Source organism: Leuconostoc litchii (assembly GCF_008107645.1).
GTDB classification, from domain to species: Bacteria; Bacillota; Bacilli; order Lactobacillales; family Lactobacillaceae; genus Leuconostoc; species Leuconostoc litchii.
In genome coordinates, this window is sequence record NZ_SDGY01000001.1 from 93,013 (window position 1) to 117,412 (window position 24,400).

Sequence of the window (24,400 nt, forward strand, 5' to 3'; positions counted from 1 at the left end):
TCTAACCCTTTCATTGTATCATGTAACGATATGCTAGTTCTTCAGTATCGGAGGTAAAATAAAAGCAAATCGCTAGTGTTTAAAGTGATTTGCTTTTATTTGATTTGTGTAAATTATTTTACGGTAGCTTCCATAGCTTTGACAATCTCTTCTAGTGATTGGCTACCAAAAATAACATTGGGACTGTTGTTGATGAACATTGCTGGCACGCTCATAATATGGTGAGCCTCACGAATATCTGGGAATAATTGTAAATCAATCATTTCTGCAGAAATTTGGTTGTTTATTGCAGCAATGTGTTGGCAGGCAGCTACAACATCTGGGCAAAAATGACAGTTTAATGAAACACCAATAGTTAAATCAGCTTTTGGTAGTTTTTTGATGCGTTTCACTAATTGTTCATCAATTGATTGTCCAGGACCAACAGTGTTATAAATTGCTAGTACAAGAGAATTCAACTCATGGCCGGTAGGAATACCACTAAATACAATGCCAGTATCCTGATAGTTAGCAGTTAATAATCTGAAATGAGGCATACGCTGTACTTGATATTTTTCTTCTAACTCTTGGTCAGTAGGTACTACCTTGAAATGAATATGCTTATTTAACTGACTAAATTCTTCTAAAAAAGACGAAAGTTCATGACTTTTAGCGGAGTCATCAGTTAGTTGATAGAGAACAATATCTTGATTTAATTTATTAAAAATTGGTTTTAAACTTTGAATAATTTCTTTTGAAAACCATTGTCCAACGTGAGTTGCAATAAGGGGAGATGTTTCTGTATCTAACCGACTGGTTTCACCAATAGAATTTTTGCTGGTGATTTTTTTTGTTGAACGATTAATTGGAATGTTTAAGGCGCGTTTTTGTTTAGCAACAAACACTTCAGCACTAGTAGCGGCATTTGCGCCATCAGAAGCTGCTGTAACAATTTGTCGTAATGGTTTTGAAGTGACATCTCCAGCAGCAAATACACCCATAATGTTGGTTTGGGCTGATTGATTAACGACAATGTAGCCATCACTATCCAAATTGATTTTGTCTTTAAATAACTCTGTTTGTGGGTCAGTACCAACATAAACAAAAATACCGAAAGTGCGGTTATTATTTTCAACATGATAAGCTATTTTTTCTTTAGTTTTATTATTCAAAAAAGTAGCATCTGTTAAATAATTTTGTCCTTCAACCGAAATAATTTCAGTGTTATGCCAAATAGTAATTTTAGGATTTAGTTGTGCTAGATCGGCTGTTAAGGGTGGACAAGTAAAGTCATCAGATCTCATAACGATAGTCACATGACGAGCAAATCTTGTAAGATAGTCTGCTTCTTCAGCCGCGGCATAACCACCGCCTATGACAAATACTTCTAAACCGCTAAAAAGCTCACCATCACAAGTAGAACAGTACGCTACACCGCGACCACGAAAGGTATCTTCACCTTTAAAACCGACTTTATGTGGTTGAGCACCTGTAGCGATAATTATACTACGTGCATAATAGATATTTTTTTTACCGGTAACTGTTTTGATTGGTTCATCAGTAAAATCATAATCTCTGATAGCATCAAAAACAAATTGTACACCAAATTGTTCAGCTTGCTTTTGCATTTTATTGACTAAAGCTGTACCATCAATTGTCTCAACAGCAGGGTAGTTTGATACTGTTGATGTTGTGGTAACTTGTCCACCAATTTGATTACTTTCAATAATCAGCGTATCCAGTGTTGCACGTCCAGCGTATATACCTGCTGATAAACCAGCAGGTCCACCACCGATAATAATTGTGTCGTAAATATGAGGTTCAGTCATGGTATAACCCTTAAAGTTTACCGACTAAATCTAAGCTAGGAGTAATCGTATCTTCGCCTGGATGCCAATTAGCAGGGCAAACACGATCACCGTGTTCGGCAACAAATTGAGCGGCTTCTAACGTTCTCAAAATTTCTTCAGCATTTCGACCAATACCCATGTTATTAATCGTGTATGATTGGATTTTTCCTTCAGGATCAACTATAAACACGGCTCGAAAAGCTAATCCAGATTCTTCATCCAGTACATTAAAGAAACGAGCTAATTTACCAGCGGGATCGGCTAACATAGGATATCTCACTTTTGCAATTGTATCAGTAGCTTCTGCCCAAGCTTTGTGTACAAATTCGCTGTCCTCAGACACTGAATAGATTTCAGCATTAACTTTTTGGAAATCTGTGTAGTGATCAGCTAGGTCACCCAACTCAGTCGGGCACACAAATGAAAAATCGGCTGGATAGAAGAAATAAATCCCCCATTTGCCCAATGTATCTTGCTTTGAGATTTCTGAAAATTCACCATTTTGATACGCATTAACCTTAAAGTCAATAATCTCTGAATCGATAAAATTAGTTGTCATAATTTCTCCTTTTCTTATTAGAATAATTCTAAACTAATTTCATTATACAACTATTTAATCTTAAAAATCAAGAATCATTTTAAATTAAATAGGTTAAATGATTCTTATAGGCTTAAATTTTTTATTTGTGGCGTATTTTACATAAAAATCACATAATGTTATAATTATTGCATTGTATTTAAAAATGAAAGGAATCCAATGAATTACGACAATTATGTCCCGAAAGCGTCAAGAAAAGAAGTTAGTCAAGAAAGAATCAAGTTTTTGAAACTATTAAGTAAGGTAGCGGTAGTTTTTTGTTGTTTGATGTATATTTCGTATATTCCTCAAATTACATCTAATTTATCCGGACATCCTGTTTCAGTGCTACAACCACTTTGTGCTACTGTTAACGCTACTTTATGGGTAACATATGGTTGGCTCAAGACATACAAAGATTGGCCAGTAATTTTAGCCAATATTCCTGGGGTCATTTTTGGAATAGTAACAGTAATAACTGTTTATATTCATTAATTAAATAAAAAGATAAGAAAAGCGCTCACCGTTAAGGGTGGGCGCTTTTAAAATAATTAATATTTTCGTTGACTTAATTCGCTGAGATGTCCAAGAATAATGTGAGTAACTTCTTTTGAGAAATATTCTCGACTCACTGGGCGATAACGTTTTAAAAATCTCAATCCAGGAATACTCTGAACGAACTTTAAAATAATAGCCGGAATATATGAATACATTCTAGATTTATCATATACAATACCCGGGAAAACATTATATGCGCGTTCACCTAATAATGTTTTGGCAGTGTTTTCAACAGTTAATTTTGCTTTTAGATAAGCATTTAAAAAGAATGGGGTGGCATTAGCCGACACAAAAAGAAACTTAGTTTTATCAGCTGTAGTCAGTACATTCAATAACTTTTGAGCAGGCTCAACGCTGCTATTTTTGTAATTTACATTTTTAAATGGATTAGGGAACAGTATACCAACAGCATCAATAACCCAGTCCGCCTTTTTGAGGATATCTTGCCATTCACCAGGATGATTTAAATTGACAGCATGATAAACGATGTGATTTTCTGGATCTTGAGAGTTAAATTGATGGCGTGAAAAGCTATGTAATTCAAAATTTTCTGCCGATAAGGCTGCTAGAATACCTTGACCAACAAAGCCAGTACCACCAACAACGACAACTACTTTTTTATCACCCATTATTGTTCTCCTTAATCAACATAGCATCAAGTTATCGCCACTAAACGATTTGTGTGCCATGCAATTCACGGACACCTAATTTATTGGCAATCGTATTTGCGTTTAACTTCGTGATACCACCGCCAGGTAAAATTGTCATTCCAGCAGGAGCATTGCGAATTAGTGTTTGCAGGTGAACTAAGGTTTCTGTAACAGCCAAATCCATAGCACCACCGTGTGTTAAAATACGAGATATACCTTGATTATATAACCAATTCATTGCATACTGTTGCTTTTCGATTGCAATATCGTCAAAAGCCATATGCATGACTACTTGTATATTCAATGTCTGAGCAAATTCAATTAAAGTCATCATGGTGCTAAAATCTAAATCATCTTGAACTATGGCACCAAAAGTAACAATTTCACCACCAACATCAGCGATTATTTGAATAGTATCTAACATTTGATGGATTTCGGTTTCATTATACTCAAAGTTTCCACCACGAGGTCTAACCATTATGACCACTGGGATTTTATTGGAAACTTCTAATGTATCAATAATTGTTTTTGTATCAGGTGTAATGCCACCTAAATCTAATCGATCACTTAATTCAAGTCGATTAGCACCGCGAGAGATCATTGTGCGAGCAGCCTGAACTGAATCAACTGCAGCTTCTTTGATTTTAATCATAAGTAATTCTTAAATTATTCCTTATTAAAACAAAAAAACTCGTTCATGATGAACGAGTATCAATGTTAATGTGTTACTTTTTATCAACAACTTGCTTGCCGTTGTAAACACCAGAAGGTGAAACACGGTGAGAAACGCGATATTCACCAGTTGTTTGATCCAAAACGATATTTGGAACGTTTAAACCAATGTGACCGCGACGATTACGCTTGTGAGACTTTGAGTTTTTGTTTGATGGGGTAGCCATAAGAGCACCTCCTTTCGCTTCAATTTATCAACTAGTCAAGTTTAACGAAATTTAAAGCATTTGTCAATAGCCATTGATGATAACTGTCAAGCAAATTTACTTGACATTAGATTGAATGATTTGTTGAGTATAAACCTTGTGATGAAACCATGATGATTGAAACACACCAATTAAGTCATTACCAACATAGAGCATATAGGTCAAAAATAGCACCCAGTTGGCATCGCCGTGTACAGCAGTCAATCCCCATAGAAAAACTTGAGCAATTCCTTGAACAAGCCACATAACGAATGCTTCTGAAAAACGAAAAGTAGTCAGTAGGGCGCCAACGAGGCCAGTAGCTAAAACAGCCGAATCAGCGATTGGACGAGGAGTGTGCAACACTTGTGTTTCAAATAAGTAGGCTGCAATAAAAGCAATAACTGCGGCACCGATGAGGACAGGGTACCAGAATGTTTTACCATGTTTTTCACCACGTTGATCTGTTTCGTGGATAAAGCGAATACGTTTTTCAACATCAACTGCCCAACCAGGCATAACTAAAACAGGGATGTCTAATAAAACAATATACACCGCTTGTAACACAGCATCGGCAGGGTTGTTAGCTTGCAATGCCATGGCGATATAAATAATAGCAGATAATAGACCAAAAACACCATTTAAGGGACGCGCATTAGTAATGGCTAATGTTGTCGTAAATCCTAAAATAGCGGCTACGAATGTCCACCATGTTAAATGGTTAATGGGTGAACCGGCCAAGAAAGAACTGTAGGTAATAACTAAGTAGCCGATTAGGAGTAATGTGTAGGATGTTTTTGTCCATCCAGACATTTGATGGACATACCACCTAATAGAAAATAAATCTTTAAAAGTAACTTTTTGTGAATACATTGAATATGACACTTGCAGTGATAGGTACCGATTTGGCAGCACTGCACCTTTCGTATGAATTTGATTTGATAGATATGCCTACAATATCTATCATTCTGAATGAATTATGATAAGAGTATTTTTGATCATTTTTTCCCCTTTTATTTTTTGTTGCAATTTGAGTGTACAACACAAAATTTAAATCGTGTTAAGAAATCTGTGTAAAAGACAATTATCGTCCATGTTATAATATTATTGCTTTGTAAATATTTTTTACATGAAGCTATAAAAGTTTGTTGAGGTAATGCCTATGAAAAGACAAAATGTAATCAGCGTACTTGCAATACACCTGATTGTTCTATTATTTTTTGTTTTTGTGTTAATGACACCAACTCATTTTACTTTTTTAAATTGGAACATCTTTTTAGCTTTACTACCGTTAGATTTTGCAATTCTGGTCAATATCAGTAAGCATCGAGTTGTACAAGTGATTTTCAGTTTGTTGTGGTTATTGTTTTATCCCAATACCATGTACATGATTACAGATTTTATCCATCTGCAGTATATCGGTATTGGATTGACAGTAAGAATGCAGTACTTTAATTATGCTGTTTTAGCGGCCGGGGTCTTCATTGGTGTTGTACTGGGGATGTTAAGTATTGAGTTGATGCTAAAGTATTATTTCCGTCAAAAACATGAAATATGGCAACTGACACTATTATTTGCACTATCGTTACTTGCTAGTGTAGGTATTTATTTGGGTAGATTTTTACGCTTGAATTCTTGGGATGTTTTCACACAAACGCATACGGTAGCAAGACTAGTTGTGTCATCGACAAGTATGCATATGTTAGCCTTTGTTTTATTATTTGCTGGGGTACAATTTGCTATCTTAGTGATTAGTCACTTTGGTATTTCATTAATTTACAATATTGTTGACAAGAATGAGAAAAACGAGTAGAATTATATGTGTTGAACAAGTAGAAGCACCCGCTTCTCGCCAAGTGACAACGTTTCTTGGCAGATACAGTTGTACGAAAGTACTGCAAGTGTAGAAGTGGGTGAAGATTAAGTTCTTTGCCCATTTTTTCTTCTTGATTCACAAAATAAATTTGGAGGTGCCTGACAATAGCACGTCAACCACGACAAGTTGATTTAGTCAACGAAAATATCCGCGCCCCACGTGTTTTGCTTATTCACAATGGTAAGCAAGAAGAAATGTCAACACGTGACGCACAACAGTTAGCGAATGATTCAGACATGGATTTGGTATTGGTACAAGCTAATGCAGAAGTTCCAGTTGCTAAAATCATGGATTGGGGTAAAGCGAAGTTCGAAGCGCAAAAAAAGCAAAAAGAACAACGTAAAAACCAAAAAATCATTCAAGTTAAAGAAGTTCGTATGTCGCCAGTGATTGATTCTGGAGATTTCGAAACACGTAAAAAAGCAGCTATCAAGTTCCTGTCACAAGGCAACAAGGTTAAGCTTAACTTGCGTTTTCGTGGTCGTATGATTACTCACCAAGACATTGGACGTGAGGTCTTAGACCGCATGGCTGAAGAACTTAATGACATCGCCAAGGTTGAACAACGTGCCAAAATGGACGGCCGCCAAATGTTTTTGGTCTTGGCACCACGCGATGCCAAGTAATTTAGTGTTTAACTGCTTGTTATAGCAAGCATAAACAAAAATCGTAAAGTAGGAGAATTGGTCACATGCCAAAGATGAAGACACACCGCGCATCAGCAAAGCGCTTTAAGAAGACAGCCAATGGTGGCTTGAAGTCAGCTTCAGCTTATACTTCACACCGTTTCCACGGTAAGACAAAGAAGCAACGTCGTCAATTGCGTGGTACACGCATGATGGATTCAACGACTGTAAAGACATACGCTAAGATGTTGAGCACGCTCTAATTTCAAGGTACGTCTAATTATTTAATTTCTAGGAGGAAATACCCATGCGAGTTAAGGGTGGTACAGTGTCACGCGCACGTCGTAAAAAGTTTGTTAAGTTGGCCAAGGGTTACCGTGGACAACGTCGTATTAATTATAAGGTTGCTAAGCAACAAGTTTACAAGTCTTACTTGTACGCTTACCGTGATCGTAAGAACACAAAGCGTAACTTCCGTAAGTTGTGGATTGCTCGTATCAACGCAGCAGCACGTATGAACGGTTTGTCATATTCAAAGTTGATGCATGGTTTGACATTGGCAGGTGTTGAATTGAACCGTAAGATGTTGGCTGAAATTGCTGTTTCTGACTTTGATACATTTTCAAAGTTGGCTGACCAAGCTAAGGCAGCATTGTCATCTGAAAACGTTTTGGTACCTGCACGTAACGCCGCAACAGTTGAAACAACTGTTTCAGTTGACCGTTAATATTATTTTTTTTAAAACGCCATTGGCGTTTTTTATTTTAGTTAAATAATTATTTGACAAAATAACTAGAACCTGTTTTAATAGTATTATTAAATAAGTGAGAAATTAAAATGACATATCAATTAGCAACAACTGAACAAATTATTATCAGCATTATTATTAATTAATGATAAGTGCTGAAATTTTAGGTGCCTATCATTTTATAACAATGATAGGTAGCTGATTGATTATGTTGAAAGACTAGCTACTAAATAATTTAGTAGCTAGTCTTTTTATTTTGATTGATAGATAGGGGAGCTTTGGCATGTTGTCAATAAAAACTTAGTTTGTTTAAAATAATTAGCGTATAAATATATTTTAGGAGAAAATAATGGTTGAGAAAAAATTAACGTGGAAGCAATTAGTACTAGTTGCTTCATTAATATTTGGCATGTTTTTTGGAGCAGGAAATTTAATATTTCCAGTTCAGCTTGGACAATTATCCGGTGGTAATTGGTTTCCAGCTACAGTTGGTTTCTTGATTACCGGAACGATTGTGCCATTTTTGGCAATGTTAGCTGTTAGTTTGACAAATAGTCAAAGTGTTTATGATATAGCCAAGCCTGTTGCTCCTTGGTTTGGAACGATTTTTCTAGTGGCTATTCATTTAACTATTGGACCATTCTTTGGTACACCTCGTACAGCAGCAACTGCATTTTCAATGGGTATCGCACCATTTGTTCCAGTTAAATATCAAGGTTTAGTGATGTTTCTATTTTCAGCAGTATTCTTTGGTTTGGCGTATTTCTTGACAGTTAAAGAATCTGGACTACTAAAGTGGGTAGGAAAATATTTGAATCCACTGTTCTTGGGATTATTATTGTTGGTACTCGTCTTGTCTTTGATTTTACCCATGGGTGGGACACACCAGACAGTTAGTTCAGCTTATCAAAGTAATGCCGCTTTCCAAGGTATTTTAGATGGTTATAATACTATGGATGGCATTGCATTATTAGCATTAGCTGTTTCAGTTGTATATGCAGTTAGAGGATTAGGTTTTCAAAAGGAACAAGTCTCTAGAGTATTGGCAAAGGCAGGTTTGCTTAGCATTGTTGCTGAAGCTGTGTTGTATGCTGCTTTGGTATTAGTTGGTACAACGAGCTTGGGAATGTTTAAAGCTTCTGATAACGGTGGCGCAGCGTTTGCGCAGATTGTTGCACATTACATGGGTAATTTTGGTACGGCGTTAACAGGTGTGATTGTGACATTAGCTGTATTTACAACAGCTATGGGCTTGTTTGTTTCGTTTGCGCAAGATTTACACCGTGTCTTTCCAAAGGTGAGTTATCTCTGGTGGTTGCGTGTTATTGCTTTTGGATCTTTTGTGACGGCTAATGCTGGATTGACAAATATTGTTGCTTGGTCAGTGCCGGTATTGATGTTGTTGTACCCATTTGCTTTAGTTTTGATTTTGTTGTCACTCTTTAATAAGTACTTTAAGAAATCTGCAGTAGTTTATCGTTTCGTTGTTGCGTCTGTTACTGTTCCGGCATTTCTTGATGCATTAGCTAGTTCGCCTTTAGCAACATTAAGTAGCGTTCAAAGCTTAGTTAACACATATCACCAGTTGATTCCTTTTGCCACATTAGGCTTTGGTTGGGTTGTGCCAGCCGCAATAGGTAGTGTATTGGGTGCAGGTGCATATCTATTGACAAGTCGTAAATCAGTAACAGTTTTTGATTAATAGCCATTTCAAGATGAGAAAATTATCCGTCCATTCATTTTTTTTGGTATACTTTTATATAGTAAAATGAATTGGAAGGAAAAATGAATGTATCTTTGCTAAAAATTAGTGAAGTATGTTCGTTCATATAAATATCATGGGAAAATTTGTTGTCATGGATCATCCTTTGATCCAACATAAGCTCACAATGATTCGTAATAAAAACGTTGGGACGAAAGATTTTCGTGCGCTAGTTGATGAAATTGCGATGTTGATGACTTATGAGGCTAGTCGTGATCTGCAACTGGAAGATGTTGAAGTTGAGACACCTGTTACAAAGACTGTCAAGAAACAATTGGCTGGTAAAAAACTAGCTGTTGTACCCATTTTAAGAGCTGGATTAGGTATGGTTGATGGTATTGTGCAACTTATTCCAGCAGCTAAAATTGGTCATATTGGTATGTATCGTGATGAAGATACACTTGAACCAGTTGAATACTTTATCAAGTTGCCAGAAGATATCGATCAACGTGATGTGCTATTAGTAGATCCAATGTTGGCCACTGGTGGTTCAGCGAAAGATGCTATTTCAGCTTTGAAAAAGCGTGGTGCAAAACACATCAAGTTAATTACCTTGGTATCTGCACCAGAAGGTGTAAAAGCCGTGCAAGATGCTCATCCCGATGTTGATTTATATACGGCTTCACTTGATGAGGGCTTGAATGAACAAGGGTACATCGTTCCAGGTCTTGGTGACGCAGGGGACCGTCTGTTTGGTACCATGTAAAGTGAATCAAAAAATGATCTATTTTAAGTAATAGATCATTTTTTTCACTAATGAAAAAGAAAGCAAACCAGAAGTCAGTGTGATACAATATATCACGATTATGTATAGAGACTAAAAGGAGCTTTAAAATATGAAACGTCGATCACAGGTTCGTCCAAAGAAACACCATCGTGTGCGCAATACCATTTTGATAATTATTGGATTGTTGTTCATTACTGGTGCCGGATTAGGCGTCTATGCCTACACCAAGGTTAACCATACTATCACTAAAATGCAAAAAACATCGACAACGACTAAGGCGGCTGATAAACTAACAAACAGCAAAAAGCCAGTTTCATATCTTCTTTTAGGTACTGATACAGGAGAAATTGGACGTTCATATAAAGGACGTACAGACACCATGATTGTCATGACAATCAATCCCAAAACAAAAACAACAACAATGACATCTATTCCACGTGATACTTTGGTAACGGTGGATAATCAACAAATGAAAATAAATGCAGCCTATGCCTATGGTTCCGCTGATTCTGCTACGAAAGCTGTAGAGGATTTATTGGATATTGATATTAATGGTGGTTATGTACTGATTAATATGGGTGGCTTAGTTAAAATGGTTGACGCTGTTGGTGGTGTTGATGTGACTTCACCATTAACGTTCACGACAGAAGGCGATGACACACAAGCTGATTCAAAGAATCAATATTCTTTCGTATCTGGTAAAACATACCATATGGACGGGGAAGAAGCATTAGCATTTTCACGTATGCGTCATGAAGATCCAGATGGTGATTATGGTCGCCAGCGACGCCAGCAGTTAGTTATTAGAGCACTATTGAAAAATTCAGCTCAAGTTAGCACGTTATTCAATGATACTTTGTTGACAACTATCTCAAATAATGTACAAACAGATGTGTCTACCAAATCAATGAAAAATTTGGCTTTAAGTTATCAAGATGCTTTTAATACGGTCAATCAAGATCAGATGCGTGGTACAACGCAAAGTATTTCTGGACTAGGTTCAACTGAAGTGATGAGTCAAACAGAAATTGATCGTGTTCATAAAGCAATTACAGAGCAAATGTCAGAATAATATCTTGTAAAAGTCCTTGAAAATCAAGGACTTTTTATTTTACATCATTATATGTATAATAAAATAGATATTGAAAAATGAGAAAGAAGTAACTAATGATACAATTAAAATCACCTCGAGAAATTGAAGCAATGCGACAATCTGGCGCTATCATCGCAGGAATGCATCATATGTTGCGTGATTTGATCAAACCAGGTATTGATACATGGGAAATTGAAACAAAATCACGAGAATATATCGAAAGCCATGGTGGTGTACCACTACAAATCGGCTTCGAAGGATTTAAGTATGCAACAACAATCAGTGTTAATGATGAAGTTGCTCATGGATTGCCTCGTAAAGGATTAAAACTTAAGAATGGGGATCTTGTTAAAGTCGATACTGTCGTTGGTTTAAATGGAGCCGTATCTGATTCAGCATGGTCTTATGCCGTCGGCGAAGTTACTCCAGAAGTGCAAAAGTTAATGGACGTGACTAAAAAGTCTATGTATCTAGGGATTGAACAAGCACTGGTGGGCAATCGCGTGGGTGATATTGGTCATGCTATTGAACAATATACGGAAGTTGAACACCATTACGGTGATGTACGTGAGTACATTGGTCATGGCGTTGGACCAACGATGCATGAAGAACCTAACGTACCGCACTATGGTAAAGCAGGCCATGGTGTTCGTTTACGTGAGGGGATGGTGATTACCATCGAACCAATGATTAACTTAGGCGGATGGAAAGTCGAAACTGACCATACAGAAGCTGATGGTTGGACAGTACGTACCGCCGATGGTTCATGGTCTGCACAATATGAACATACATTAGCTATAACAAAAGATGGACCGAAGATTTTAACTAGCCAAGATCCAGAATATGATAAACGTTTTCTATAATTGTCATATTTTTGTAATCAAACTTATGCTACAGTTAAATACGGGGATTGGGGATAACGCTCTTTTTGCGTTAACGCAATCCTTTTTTGTTTGGGGAGAAAGTATATGCTAATAGACTTACATAGTCATTTGTTGCCCAACATAGATGACGGTTCAAAATCATTACGCGCTTCAATTCGAATGGCTAAAGAAGCTGTGGATAGTGGGATTAAAGCTGCATTAATGACACCACATCATATGAACGGGCAATATATGAATCATAAAGACGATGTCATTGCATTGACATCAGAATTTCAAAAGCACTTAGATAGCAATGATGTTGCCTTACAGGTCTTTCCATCGCAAGAGGTACGCATTAATGGTGGCTTATTACAAGCACTCGATAATGATGATATTTTGTTTGCGGATGAAAGTAATCGATATCTTTTGCTAGAATTTCCTGATGACGATGTACCTACATATAGTAAGGACATGATCTTTCAGATTATGCAGCGTGGTATTACGGTACAGATTGCTCATCCTGAGCGTAATACAAAAATCATGTCAACACCAAGTATTTTGTTTGATTTAATTGAGTCGGGGGCGATCGCTCAAGTGACAGCTAGTTCCTATGTTGGTACTTTCGGTAAAAAAGTTGAAAAATTTGCTGAAGAAATCGTGAACCGCCATTTGGCACATGTATTTGTGTCTGATGCTCATGATTTGCCTAACCGAGATTATGAAATGGCAGAAGCCATGGTAAAGTTGGAAAAACAACTTGGGCGAGATTACCAAGAGTTGTTTGAGCACAATGCTGAGGCTATATTGGATGGTAACAATGTTACAGCCTTAGTGCCAGAGCCAATTGTCAAACGCAAGTTTTTTAATAAATTTTAGAGAATAGAGAGATTAATAAATCATGAATAATGTTCTTGAACTACGTCAATTATGGCAAATCATTCGAAAACACTTTTTATCAATTGTTGTGATGGCAGTTATTGGTGCAGCTGTTGGATTCAGTATTGCAAAGTTCGTCATTGCGCCTACATATAGTGCTTCAACGAGTATGTTAGTCAACCGAGCGGCAGATGATACAAGTAATGCAACAGCGAACTTATCTGACCAACAAGCTGATGTGCAGTTGATTAATACATATAAAAATCTAATTATTTCTAGTAATGTTTTGGGAACCGTTTCTAAGCAATTGCAAAATCCTGAACCAATTGTTGTGCAAGAGGCTAAGGATGCAGTCTATAAGACCTTAGCTGATGGCACACAACGTTTGGTCACACCTGCTCAGAAGCGAATCACCAAGCCATCTACACAGAAAAAGTATAAATTGTCTGTTGATGAATTGAAGGATATGGTTACTATTAGTAGCCAACAAAACTCACAAGTATTCTCAATTAATGTTAAGTCGAAAGATTCAAAGTTAGCTGCTGACGTTGCTAATGAAGTAGCTGATGTCTTTAAAGACAAAATTGGTGGCTTCATGAAAATTAATAACGTGTCAATTATTGATTCTGCTAAAGCTAGCAAACAACCAGTTGCACCAAACGTTAAATTATTTACTTTAGCAGGGTTAGTTATCCTTGGTGGATTGACATTCTTGTATATGTTGGTCAAAGAATTATCTGATACAACTATCAAGTCACCAGACGAAGTGTCAGAAGCATTTGGTATGACGAATCTTGGTGTCATTGGTCACGTTAAGCCAATCAAGCATTTCAGTATGTCTCCAAAGGTTGAAGTATCAACATCAGATAACAATAATAGGACGCCACGGTCACGTTTGAGCCGTTTGGATCACGATTAAAGATTAGGAGATCATAATGAGTTTATTTAGTAGACACACAGTTGGTAAAGATGGTCTTTCAGCTGAGACTATGACCAAAGGCGCACGATTGATTACAGCAGCTGAACCAAAGAACCCAGTATCGGAACAGTTCCGCACCCTGCGAACAAATATTGAGTTCGCCTCTGTAGCTAAAGGTGAAATTAAGACATTACTTGTTTCTTCGGCATTGCCTTCAGAAGGAAAATCAACAATTACGGCTAACCTAGCCGTTGCCTATGCACAACAAGGTAAAAAAGTCTTGCTTGTAGATGCTGATCTACGACGGCCTACTGTAGCCGTTACTTTTGGCTTAAATAAAAATGCTAGTGGTTTAACAAATTATCTTGGGGATTCAGATAAAGAAGTTGGCGCCATTATTCACCGTACCTCAATGGATAATCTGAATGTTATGCCATCAGGACCTATTCCACCTAACCCAGCTGAATTACTTGGTTCAGGACGTATGACGAATCTTATCACGCAAATTAAGTCACATTATGACATCATCATTTTTGATGTACCACCATTCTTAATGGTTACTGATGCGCAAGTGCTAATGTCTAAAATGGACGGGGTCGCCATTGTTGTTAACGGTGGTAAGACGAACAAGGGTGCTCTGCAACGAACCAATGAAATTCTAAAGATTGCGGAAGCACCTTTGCTAGGATTTATCTATAATGATCAGAACCGTAAAAAGAAGGGGAGTGCTGGTTACGGTTATGGCTATGGTTACGGATATGGTTATGGGGACACCAAGGATAAGTAACGATTACCTATGAGAGATGGGAGAGAGAAATTTGTTCTATAGAAGAGTTATTAAGAGAATACTTGATTTATTGTTAGCGGTTCCCGCACTAATTATCTTGCTTCTGCCACTAATTATTATTGGCATTATTGTTAAGCTAACTTCTAAAGGACCAGCACTTTTTATTCAGGAACGATACGGAAAAGGCTCTAAGCCTTTTAATTTGTATAAATTTCGCTCGATGACGGATAAAGCACCTGTTAAAGCTAATTCTGAGTTTGAAGATATTACTAGTTACGTAACACCTTTTGGTATGTTTATCAGAAAAACTTCGATTGATGAATTGCCTCAGCTATGGAATATTGTTAAAGGGAATATGAGCTTCATTGGCCCACGCCCGCTGGCTAAAACTGATGAAAAAGTATTAGCATTGCGTAAAAGCAATGGCGCTGATACAGTTTTACCTGGTATTTCAGGATTGGCACAAGTGAATGGACGTAACAATCTTTCTGATGAAGATAAGGCTGCTTATGATGCTAAGTATGCGGCATTAGTTAGCTTGAGAGTAGATATGTTACTGACAATTGAAACCTTTGTGTCTGTGTTGAAGCGTGATGGTGTGTTTAAAGAGACAGTTATTGATAATAATAGTGAATTAGAAGACGATGTTGTTAGAAACGAAAAAAAGCTGTGAAAGTTTTTAACGTTTTGTAATTATTTATTTGAGAAGTGGGAGAACATAGCAATTGGAACATAAACCTTCTTTGTCATTTACTGTTGTGACTCATAACAATCAAGATAGAATCAAGAGTACGCTACTTTCAATTATTTCAGCAGTAGATAACCTTTTTTCATACAAAATATTCATAGTAGATAATGAATCTGCTGATAAAACTCTTGAAATTGTACGAAGTATGGGATACGCACAAATAGAAATAATTCCTTCTCAAAATAGAGGTTTTGGATTTGGACATAATGTTGTGCTAAGTAAACTTGAATCAACATATCATTTTATTGTTAATCCTGATATACGGATTAAAGATAGTCAATCTTTAAAAATTATGATTGATTATATGAATAAAAATCCAAGTGTAGGGTTATTATCGCCATTGATATTAAATGAAGACGGCAGTATTCAACATTTATTTAGAAATCGACCGACTGTATTAGATGCCGCAATACGTTTTGCGGGTGCAAATGTCTTACGCAAACGTCAAGAAAAATTTATTAATTTGGCATCAGGATACAATCAAATTTTACCTATCGAAAATGCTTCAGGGTCATTTATGCTTATGAGAACAGATGTTTTCAAAAAAATTAAAGGATTTGATGAACGCTATTTTATGTACTATGAAGATTCTGATTTGACCAGAAAGGTAAATGAAATTTCTTCTGCTATGTTTGTCCCAATCGCTAGTGTTACACATAGTTGGGAACGAGCAAATGGAAAAAATATAAAGTACATTTGGATAATGTTACAGAGTTTGTATAAATATATGCATAAGTGGGGATGGGCGCTATGGTGAACAATAATGTGTGGTCTATTATTATCCTATTTAATCCTGATTTAGAAAAACTAAAAAGTTTAGTTCATCATTTAATGTTGCAAAATAGTAATATTATTTTAGTCAACAATGGAACAAAGAAAGCTTTTATTTCTGATCTGATAAATGAACATGTTTTTTTAATTCAACTAGAAGATAATTTAGGTATAGCAACGGCTCAGAATGTTGGAATAGTATTTGCCAAGAAAAAAAATGCGAAGGGGATTTTTTTGTTTGATCAGGATTCTAAGATATCTAATAATTTTATTCCTGCCATGTTGAACGCTAAATTAAATTCATCAGTGGGGATGATTGTCCCAAATGTATTAGACGTGAATACTAATAAATATTTGGAACCTAGAATTTATAATCGACAAGATTCTAAAATAACTGTTGAATTTCCCAAAAATAAAAATACAGTGGGACTAATTAGAAAAGCTGCAAAACCAATTGCATCAGGAAGTTACATTTTTATGGATGCATTGATGGAGGTCGGAGGGATGAGAGAAAAATTTTTTATTGATGCTGTCGATACAGACTTTAGCTTTAGACTTATCGAGAGGGGATACGATGTTTTCAGAATAAACAATGTACACTTGGTTCATCCAGTAGGAAATAAAATTGAGAGAAACTTTTTTGGAAAAAAAATATTTTTATCAAATCATTCTCCTAAGAGGCGTTATTATATTGGGAGAAATAACATATGGTTATGGAAAATACATTTTGGCAAAATTAACGGAATAACTAAGGAGGTGTTTGTGACTTTGGCCTCTCAACTTGTATATTCGTTATTAGAAAAGAGTAGTATTTCTAAAACAAGTCACTTGATTTGGGGTGTTTTTTGGGGGTTGATTTTAAGTCCCAAAGAATTTGTAAGGGAGATAAGATAGTGAAAAAAATTATTGTTTTGATGTCGACTTATAATGGAAAAAAATATCTTCAAACACAGATAGAATCAATTTTAAATCAAGATGGAGTAAATATAGATTTTTGCTTAAAATTATTGATTAGAGATGATAAATCAACAGATGGAACTTTAGAAATGATTTCAAGGTATCCAACAGTTGAAGTATTAAACAACGATGATAGTAATTTGGGAGTAAAGCGTTCTTTTTTTGAAATTTTGTCTAAAGCTGAAAAAGCAGACCTTTATTTTTTTAGCGATCAAGATGATATTTGGCCTAAAAATAAGGTGCAACGTTTTCTTCAGCATTATGAAAACAAAAATATTGATGAGAAAATCCCTATTGGTCTGTTCTCAGACTTATGGATTTCAGATGCAATGGGTAGGTCAACAGAAGTGAAAATGTCCGATAAGTATGATTGGAAAAGTAAAGCTGATTACAAATTTTTTGCTTGGAACTATAGAGTTACAGGAGCTGCATTTGCTATCAATTTTGCTGCTAAAAAGATATCTGATTCTATACCACTTGAGTGGCAGTCACAAATTAATATGCATGACTCATTCATTGCGCTATTAATATCTGTAGTTGGAGATCTGGTTCAAATCGATGAACCATTGTTATACTATCGGCAACATGGGAATAACTTGGTAGGAGCATCGAATAAGAGTAAAAGTCTGAAATATCGTGTTAAAAATCTGTTTACAATAGCGGAAGCGATGTTAAATGATAATATGAAAGTGTATCAGTGGTTAATCAGTAATCAAGAAAAATATAATATTTTGTTGATTAAATATAAATATTTTGAAAATATTTATGCTATGAAAAACGCTACAAATATAGTAACACGGTATAAAATTTGGAAGAGTATAAAAAAAGATATCACTCTATTTAAAATCAGAGTAGCAATATTTAGAGAATTGATGTTTGTAGGGAAAAACACTATGGCAAAGGAGAAACAATGATTGGAGCAGTAATTGTTACGTATAATCCAAACATTGCCTTGTTGTTAAAAAACATAAATGCCGTTACTGATCAAGTAGATAAATTACTGATAGTTGATAATGGGTCCGAAAACATTAAAGACATAGGATTATTGTCAGAGAAATTTAAATGTGAAATCATACGCCTTGGTGTGAACTTGGGTATAGCAGCGGCTTTAAATAAAGGTATTGAATTTTTTGATTTAAAAAAATATGATTGGGTGCTTACCTTAGATCAAGATTCTGTTGTAGAACAAAATACTGTTAAAAAATTGACGGAATTAGAAGAGTTTAATCAAGCAAGAACTGCTATATTAGCTGCTAGATTTATTGATAAAAAACAAGCAGATACACACCATGAACAACATGTAGTAGAAAATTTATATACTATTACTTCAGGAGGATTAGTGAGAATACTGGCTTGGAGAAAAGTTCGAGGATTTGATGAACAGCTTTTTATTGACAACATAGATAATGATTTTAATCAAAGATTAAGTGGTGTTGGCTATCGTATTATGCAAGCAAATCAAATTACTTTTCAACACTCTTTAGGTGATCCTATAAATAATAGACCGTTATTGCAGAGATTATTAGGAATTAAAAAAGGCTTGTCTCCCACTGATCACTCATCATTCCGGCAATATTATATTTCGAGAAATGGGATAATTATGGCTAAACGTTATTTTAAACCATCTTTTATTCCAATATTACGTGTAATTGCCAATACCAGACAGATATTTTTGTTTAGTTCACCAATAAAAAAAATTGTGTCAGCATATAAGGGCATATATGATGGGCTAAGATATAATACTGCTAGAGATGTTTATTTTCAAAAATATCTTAAAAGTAAAAAATCTATAAGGATTGATGTGAATGAGAAAAAAGATTGAAATGTCTAAAACTAAGAGATTCTTAATTGAAACGTCCTATGATTTGAAGTGGAAAATTAGAAATATTGTTCATTTTCCAAAATATATCCCCAAAATTTTAAAGATATTAACTAAAGAACATGTTGGCATTAAAAATCAAAAATATTTTCTAAGTATTGTAGTAACAATCAAAAATGAATCTTTATACGTAAATGAATGGTTGGATTATCATTTGATGATAGGTGTTGATCATTTTTATATATATGATAATGGGTCCACCGATAATTTGTTAGAAATTCTAGAGCCGTATATCAAAGAAGGTTTTGTGACTTACACTAAATGGGAAGGAAAGAGCCAACAACTTGTGATTTATGAACATGCTCTAAATAGCTATCAATATGATACTAAGTGGATAGCAATATTAGATGCAGATGAATTTTTAGTTTCTATTACAGAACAAAGCATTATTGATTTTTTGAAGTCTCTTGATAGCAATGTGTCACAAGTTATTTTAGGTTGGATGGTATTTGGCTCTTCGGGAAGATTAAAGTATGAAGAGGGTCTGGTTCTTGATCGTTTTAGAATGCATGCTCAAGACAATTGGATTGCTGATAGTAAACCTATAGTCAGACCAGACCATTTTCTTAATGTTCCTATCCCGCACTGGGTTGATGTTTTTGGGCAAACAGTGAATGAAAAAGGTGAAAAATTAAGAAGATATCCCCAAACTAATATTACTAGCGCATTACCTATGCCAAAGTCAAAGTTTAGAATTAATCACTATTATTCCAAAAGTTGGGAAGAGTTTGAAAGTAAGAGAAATAGAGGTTTTGCTGATCATGATGGCGTAGAAAGAACAAAAAATGATTTTTTGGATCATGATCAGAATGCTGTTAGCGATAATTCAATAGATGCAATAATACAAAAACTCAAAGAGAAGCGGAGTATGAAATGATTTACCTAATTGTAGTTGGGATAAATATATTTTTTAATAAAGTTCGTGGAAAATGGACAATTATTTCCTTGTTTTTGGTAGCCTCTCTAGTTTACTTAAGTGGTCTTCCTGATCCTACGACCACGGCAGATTATCTAGCATATCAGGGAGAATATCAAAATAAACTTTTAGGATACACTTCTCGCTTTGAATGGTTATATCAGAGAATTACAGATGCAACTATTCATTATAATTTTGATTATTCACAAGTACGGTTACTTTTGATTTCCATATTTTTTCTTGTTATGTTTGTCGGTGTTTATAGGTTGACGAAAAATGCTAAGTATTATTGGTTAATATTTTCTTTAGGTTTATTCTTTATTGAGACAATACAATTACGTTCTTTTGGAATGATTTCTTTCGTTATTTTAGGAATTTCTTTTCTGCGTAGACGAGGAATGCTAAATTATGCGGTATCAACATTTTTTATTTTTTTAGGCACAGGACTGCATAGTAGTGGATACTTATTTTTTCTAGTTCCTTTAGTTTGTTTTTTAGTGAAAAAGTGGGAGATAAAAACTTTTGTTAGTGCACTATTATTAAACTCAGCTGTTGGTACTGCTTTAATTTTCTCATCTACAACTGGAGTATCAGTTATACTATCTAATTTGTTGAATAGTATATCATCTAACAGTGAATCTGCTGATAATATTGCTACACTTTATGCAACAGGATTTTCCTTGTTTACAATTTTATTATTAATGGTGTTTGTAGTTCCATTAATATATTTAGTTTATTTGCTAAAAAATAATGAATTTCTTCTTGAAGATAAGACAGTAACCATTGTTTTAAGTTTTATTTCTGTTACCATGATTGGAATTCCATTACTTGTGTTATCAAATCAATATGACAGAGTTCTTCGAGAGGGCATGATGGGCATGATCATTTTAATGTCCATAATCAATGAAAAAGTAAGTATAAATAATAAGAAAAATATTTGTTTTGTAAGCTTATATTTTATATTCATATTTGTATTTATAGGCGGTATTCAAAATAGTTTTGTGTTTCAAAATATTTTACACTATGTACATCTTGTATGAAAAGTATATGGTGGTTAGAGTGTTAAGTAATAATATTTTAAAATCAGGAGAAAAAATGATAGGTGCTGTAATTATTACATTTAACCCCAATATTGGAATTCTTAAAAAAAACTTACACTCGATTATACAGCAGGTAGAGAGTGTCCTAGTAGTAGATAATGGATCAAATAATTTTTCGGAGTTTGCTGATATTTTGAATAATTATAAAATTGACATTATTCATTTTGAAGAGAACTTGGGAATTGCTTGTGCACTCAATGCAGGGATGGATTATTTCCGGAAAAAGAAGTTTCATTGGGTATTGACTTTGGATCAAGATTCAATTCTCCCTAAACAATATGTAGAAAAGTTGTCACGGTTGGATGAATTTCATAATAATGATACTGGTATTCTAGGAGCCAGTTACCAAGATATATCTCGTAGGGAAAACATTTCTAATGTTGGTGTTGGTGTTGTGGATAATCCTTTGTTAATTACTTCTGGTGGACTAACTAATGTTGAAGCATGGCAAACTGTTGGTGGGTTTGATGAGCAACTATTTATTGACGTTGTTGATCATGACTTTAATCAAAGATTGATAGAGAATAGATACAAAGTGCTTCAGGCTAAGCATATCATTTTCAACCACAATTTAGGCTCACCTGTAAATAGACCTTTATTACAAACTGTGCTTTTAATAAAAAAAGACTTTAGTCCAGCTGATCATTCGAAATTTAGACAGTATTATATTTATAGAAACAGTATTATTTTCATAAAAAGATATTCTACTAAACCCATTTGGCACATAATAATTCTGTTAACAACATTACGTATTCTATTGTTGTTTCAAAATCCAATGGGAAAAATAAGAGTCGCATTACACGGTATTAGAGATGGGATTAACTATTCAATAAAAAAAGATGACTTTTTTCAGCAGTATTTAGATAATAAAAAAATTCAGAAAGACAGTTAACTATGAGAAAAGTATTCTTATCAGGATTTCTATACACAGCAATTGGCCGATATAGCAATGTCTTAATTTCAATTTTAGTAGATATTTTTTTATCACGAATATTGTCTCCTGCAGATTATGGAATAGTAGCAGTGCTAACAGTAGTTTTAGCATTATTTCAACTTTTTTCGGATGCAGGTATTGGCGCGGCTGTAATACAACATGAGAAAATTACTTCAAATGATTTGAGAATATTATTTACATTTTCTTTTATAATAGCTATCTTTTTAGCAATTATATTTGGATTAATTGGGCTACCATTGTCAATGTTCTATCATTACACAGTTTACTCGAAGTTAACATGGTTTTTATCTTTAGCAGTAGGTTTTTATGCTTTAGTGGCAGTTCCTAAGGCTGCATTATTACGTCAAAAAAAATTTAAAGAAGTAAACTATATTGCAGTATTATCAGGCATGTCTGGGGGGGCTTCTGGTATAGTTGTTGCAGTATTAGGTGGTGGTGTTTATGCTTTACTTGTAAATACAGTGGTTAATTCTTTTGTAAATTTATTTTTAACAGTGTGGGTTTCTAAAATATGGCCAACTACAAAGATAACTTCACAACCAATAAAGAAAATTTATTCATTTGCGACAAATCAACTTGGTTTTAATATCGTGAATTATGTTGCTCATAATCTTGATTCAATTTTAATTGCTAAATTCATGTCTGCAAGTCAACTTGGAAATTATAATAAAGCTTATCGCTTAATACTTTACCCAACATCAATGTTCAATGGATTGATTACGCCAATATTATTGCCTGTTCTTGCAGAACATCAATCGGATGTTACAGTGATTAGAAACGTTTATTTGAAGTTACAACATGTTACTGCATTGATTGCTGTTCCGTTATCTATATTTTTATTTTTTTCGTCGGATAGTATTATTAATGTTCTATATGGAAAAAATTGGCACGCTGCTGCATTTCCATTTGCTATACTTAGTTTGTCTATATGGACTCAAATGTTGAATGCGAATGCAGAAGCAATATTTCAAGCAAGAAATAAGGTTAGAAAGTTGTTGAAAATAGGTATATATACTAGTACCTTCGACGTTATATTTACTATTATTGGGGTAATGAGTGGTAGTGTTAGTACGGTGTCTTTTGCGTTATTAGTATCTTTTTCTTTTAATGGTATCTATGTGCTTTATACTGTTATGCACGAGGCACTTAGCTCTAATTTTTGGATACTTGTAAAGGAACTACAATCTGGAATAATAATTGGAGCAGTCCTCGCAGTTGTATTAGGAATATATGGCTTAATGTTCGCTCATTCTAATTCAATAATTGATCTACTTATACGTGGTTTTTTATTTATTTTTGTTTTTATTTTGAGTAGCGTGATACTTGGCGAAGTAAGTAAAGTAAAGTCACTTTTTGGCAAAAAAGTTTAGAAAAATAAGGAGAGAAACAATGAAAGGCATTATCCTAGCCGGAGGTTCCGGTACAAGACTTTATCCAATCACCAAGGCAACAAGTAAACAACTTGTGCCGATTTATGACAAACCAATGATTTATTATCCAGTGTCTGTTTTAATGTTGGCGGGTATTAAAGATATTTTGCTCATTTCGACACCTGAATATATTGGACAATTTGAGGAACTATTTGGCGATGGTCATGACATTGGTCTAAATATAGAATACGCTATTCAAGAAGAACCTCGTGGATTGGCAGATGCTTTCATTGTTGGTGCTGACTTTATCGGTGATGATTCGGTTGCGCTAGTGTTAGGAGATAACATTTTCTATGGTGCCGGATTGTCCGAAAAGCTCCAAAAGGCAGCACTAAAAGCAGCAGGTGCTACAGTTTTTGGCTATCAAGTAAAAGATCCTGAACGTTTTGGGGTTGTTGAATTTGATAAGGAAGGAAAAGCTTTATCTATTGTTGAAAAGCCAGAACAACCAAAGTCAAATTATGCTGTCACAGGTCTTTATTTTTACGATAACGATGTCGTGGACATAGCCGCTAACGTCAAGCCTTCAGCACGTGGTGAAATTGAAATTTCTGACATTAATCAAGCTTATCTAGACCGCGGTGATCTTGATGTTCAAGTAATGGGACGTGGCTATGCCTGGTTGGATACAGGCACGCATGATTCATTACTTGAGGCCGCCTCTTTCATTGCAACTATTCAAAAGCAACAAAACTTGAAAGTTGCTTCACTAGAAGAAATTGCTTATCGCATGGGCTATATTGATATTGTACAGCTGGAAAAGCTAGCACAACCTCTGAAAAAGAATGATTATGGTCAATATTTGCTTAGAATTGTTGCTGAGGAGAAGAACTAAG

The 24,400-nt window shown here is 35.0% G+C and carries 28 protein-coding genes and 1 other annotated feature; of the genes, 22 read left to right on the forward strand and 6 right to left on the reverse strand.

From position 1 onward, the window contains the following. Positions 1 to 113: 113 nt before the first annotated feature. Both ESZ47_RS00430 and ESZ47_RS00435 read right to left on the reverse strand, forming a co-directional pair. Entirely contained in the window at positions 114 to 1,808 is a 1,695-nt protein-coding gene (locus ESZ47_RS00430; protein ID WP_148603757.1) for an FAD-dependent oxidoreductase, read from the reverse strand. 10 nt (positions 1,809 to 1,818) lie between these two features. Next, positions 1,819 to 2,388: a redoxin domain-containing protein gene (locus ESZ47_RS00435; protein WP_148603759.1), complete on the reverse strand. Its 570-nt coding sequence runs from the start codon at positions 2,386 to 2,388 to the stop codon at positions 1,819 to 1,821. A gap of 198 nt (positions 2,389 to 2,586) precedes the next feature. On the opposite strand from ESZ47_RS00435, the gene ESZ47_RS00440 reads away from it, so the two are divergent. Further along, a complete protein-coding gene (locus ESZ47_RS00440; protein WP_148603761.1) occupies positions 2,587 to 2,901 on the forward strand; it encodes a SemiSWEET family transporter in 315 nt (104 codons plus the stop codon). 56 nt (positions 2,902 to 2,957) lie between these two features. On the opposite strand, the gene ESZ47_RS00445 is transcribed toward ESZ47_RS00440, so the two are convergent. From ESZ47_RS00445 to pnuC, 4 genes are all read right to left on the reverse strand, one after another. Continuing rightward, on the reverse strand, positions 2,958 to 3,593 hold the full coding sequence (locus tag ESZ47_RS00445) for an NAD-dependent epimerase/dehydratase family protein (protein ID WP_148603763.1): 636 nt from the start codon (positions 3,591 to 3,593) through the stop codon (positions 2,958 to 2,960). Positions 3,594 to 3,633: 40 nt separating this feature from the next. Next, positions 3,634 to 4,266 carry a copper homeostasis protein CutC gene (locus tag ESZ47_RS00450; protein WP_148603765.1) on the reverse strand — a complete coding sequence of 211 codons (633 nt, stop codon included), beginning with the start codon at positions 4,264 to 4,266 and terminating at the stop codon, positions 3,634 to 3,636. Between the two features lie 73 nt (positions 4,267 to 4,339). Continuing rightward, entirely contained in the window at positions 4,340 to 4,513 is a 174-nt protein-coding gene (gene rpmF, locus ESZ47_RS00455) for a 50S ribosomal protein L32 (protein WP_148603767.1), read from the reverse strand. A gap of 96 nt (positions 4,514 to 4,609) precedes the next feature. Beyond that, positions 4,610 to 5,404, reverse strand: coding sequence for a nicotinamide riboside transporter PnuC (gene pnuC, locus ESZ47_RS00460; protein ID WP_148603768.1), 795 nt, complete (start codon positions 5,402 to 5,404; stop codon positions 4,610 to 4,612). A gap of 289 nt (positions 5,405 to 5,693) precedes the next feature. On the opposite strand from pnuC, the gene ESZ47_RS00465 reads away from it, so the two are divergent. From ESZ47_RS00465 to rfbA, 21 genes are all read left to right on the forward strand, one after another. Beyond that, positions 5,694 to 6,344, forward strand: coding sequence for a DUF1361 domain-containing protein (locus ESZ47_RS00465; RefSeq protein WP_148603770.1), 651 nt, complete (start codon positions 5,694 to 5,696; stop codon positions 6,342 to 6,344). 11 nt (positions 6,345 to 6,355) lie between these two features. Then, positions 6,356 to 6,480: a sequence feature (ribosomal protein L20 leader region), on the forward strand. Positions 6,481 to 6,493: 13 nt separating this feature from the next. Continuing rightward, the gene (infC, locus tag ESZ47_RS00470) at positions 6,494 to 7,033 is read left to right on the forward strand and encodes a translation initiation factor IF-3 (RefSeq protein WP_341872645.1); all 540 of its coding nucleotides are present in this window, start codon (positions 6,494 to 6,496) and stop codon (positions 7,031 to 7,033) included. A 65-nt stretch (positions 7,034 to 7,098) separates the two neighbouring features. Next, entirely contained in the window at positions 7,099 to 7,296 is a 198-nt protein-coding gene (gene rpmI, locus ESZ47_RS00475) for a 50S ribosomal protein L35 (RefSeq protein ID WP_002815120.1), read from the forward strand. A gap of 44 nt (positions 7,297 to 7,340) precedes the next feature. Next, positions 7,341 to 7,760, forward strand: coding sequence for a 50S ribosomal protein L20 (rplT, locus tag ESZ47_RS00480; protein WP_148603774.1), 420 nt, complete (start codon positions 7,341 to 7,343; stop codon positions 7,758 to 7,760). A gap of 370 nt (positions 7,761 to 8,130) precedes the next feature. Continuing rightward, positions 8,131 to 9,483 (forward strand): branched-chain amino acid transport system II carrier protein, encoded by a 1,353-nt coding sequence (gene brnQ, locus ESZ47_RS00485; RefSeq protein ID WP_148603776.1) that lies wholly within the window; start codon positions 8,131 to 8,133, stop codon positions 9,481 to 9,483. A 136-nt stretch (positions 9,484 to 9,619) separates the two neighbouring features. Continuing rightward, positions 9,620 to 10,249, forward strand: coding sequence for a uracil phosphoribosyltransferase (gene upp, locus ESZ47_RS00490; protein WP_148603777.1), 630 nt, complete (start codon positions 9,620 to 9,622; stop codon positions 10,247 to 10,249). A 130-nt stretch (positions 10,250 to 10,379) separates the two neighbouring features. After that, positions 10,380 to 11,342 (forward strand): LCP family protein, encoded by a 963-nt coding sequence (locus tag ESZ47_RS00495; RefSeq protein WP_148603779.1) that lies wholly within the window; start codon positions 10,380 to 10,382, stop codon positions 11,340 to 11,342. Positions 11,343 to 11,437: 95 nt separating this feature from the next. Continuing rightward, on the forward strand, positions 11,438 to 12,226 hold the full coding sequence (gene map / locus ESZ47_RS00500) for a type I methionyl aminopeptidase (RefSeq protein ID WP_148603781.1): 789 nt from the start codon (positions 11,438 to 11,440) through the stop codon (positions 12,224 to 12,226). 105 nt (positions 12,227 to 12,331) lie between these two features. Further along, entirely contained in the window at positions 12,332 to 13,102 is a 771-nt protein-coding gene (locus tag ESZ47_RS00505) for a tyrosine-protein phosphatase (protein ID WP_148603782.1), read from the forward strand. Between the two features lie 22 nt (positions 13,103 to 13,124). Beyond that, positions 13,125 to 14,021, forward strand: a complete 897-nt coding sequence (locus ESZ47_RS00510) for a YveK family protein (protein ID WP_148603784.1) — start codon at positions 13,125 to 13,127, stop codon at positions 14,019 to 14,021. Positions 14,022 to 14,037: 16 nt separating this feature from the next. Further along, positions 14,038 to 14,808: a CpsD/CapB family tyrosine-protein kinase gene (locus ESZ47_RS00515; protein ID WP_148603786.1), complete on the forward strand. Its 771-nt coding sequence runs from the start codon at positions 14,038 to 14,040 to the stop codon at positions 14,806 to 14,808. Positions 14,809 to 14,839: 31 nt separating this feature from the next. Next, a complete protein-coding gene (locus ESZ47_RS00520) occupies positions 14,840 to 15,481 on the forward strand; it encodes a sugar transferase (RefSeq protein ID WP_148603788.1) in 642 nt (213 codons plus the stop codon). A gap of 52 nt (positions 15,482 to 15,533) precedes the next feature. Then, positions 15,534 to 16,313 (forward strand): glycosyltransferase, encoded by a 780-nt coding sequence (locus ESZ47_RS00525; protein ID WP_148603790.1) that lies wholly within the window; start codon positions 15,534 to 15,536, stop codon positions 16,311 to 16,313. Continuing rightward, on the forward strand, positions 16,307 to 17,221 hold the full coding sequence (locus ESZ47_RS00530) for a glycosyltransferase family 2 protein (protein ID WP_161595270.1): 915 nt from the start codon (positions 16,307 to 16,309) through the stop codon (positions 17,219 to 17,221). Before ESZ47_RS00525 ends, ESZ47_RS00530 begins: the two co-directional genes overlap by 7 nt. Then, on the forward strand, positions 17,221 to 18,198 hold the full coding sequence (locus tag ESZ47_RS00535; protein ID WP_148603794.1) for a glycosyltransferase: 978 nt from the start codon (positions 17,221 to 17,223) through the stop codon (positions 18,196 to 18,198). Before ESZ47_RS00530 ends, ESZ47_RS00535 begins: the two co-directional genes overlap by 1 nt. After that, positions 18,195 to 19,106, forward strand: a complete 912-nt coding sequence (locus tag ESZ47_RS00540; protein ID WP_148603796.1) for a glycosyltransferase — start codon at positions 18,195 to 18,197, stop codon at positions 19,104 to 19,106. The genes ESZ47_RS00535 and ESZ47_RS00540 overlap by 4 nt, the downstream gene beginning before the upstream one ends. After that, on the forward strand, positions 19,090 to 20,040 hold the full coding sequence (locus ESZ47_RS00545) for a glycosyltransferase family 92 protein (RefSeq protein ID WP_148603798.1): 951 nt from the start codon (positions 19,090 to 19,092) through the stop codon (positions 20,038 to 20,040). Before ESZ47_RS00540 ends, ESZ47_RS00545 begins: the two co-directional genes overlap by 17 nt. Next, positions 20,037 to 21,119 (forward strand): EpsG family protein, encoded by a 1,083-nt coding sequence (locus ESZ47_RS00550; RefSeq protein WP_148603800.1) that lies wholly within the window; start codon positions 20,037 to 20,039, stop codon positions 21,117 to 21,119. The genes ESZ47_RS00545 and ESZ47_RS00550 overlap by 4 nt, the downstream gene beginning before the upstream one ends. 55 nt (positions 21,120 to 21,174) lie before the next feature. Further along, positions 21,175 to 22,071, forward strand: a complete 897-nt coding sequence (locus ESZ47_RS00555; protein ID WP_161595271.1) for a glycosyltransferase — start codon at positions 21,175 to 21,177, stop codon at positions 22,069 to 22,071. Between the two features lie 2 nt (positions 22,072 to 22,073). Beyond that, the gene (locus ESZ47_RS00560) at positions 22,074 to 23,504 is read left to right on the forward strand and encodes a lipopolysaccharide biosynthesis protein (RefSeq protein ID WP_148603804.1); all 1,431 of its coding nucleotides are present in this window, start codon (positions 22,074 to 22,076) and stop codon (positions 23,502 to 23,504) included. A gap of 19 nt (positions 23,505 to 23,523) precedes the next feature. Further along, complete coding sequence (gene rfbA, locus ESZ47_RS00565; protein WP_148603806.1) at positions 23,524 to 24,399, forward strand: glucose-1-phosphate thymidylyltransferase RfbA; 876 nt, start codon at positions 23,524 to 23,526, stop codon at positions 24,397 to 24,399. Position 24,400 lies beyond the last annotated feature (1 nt).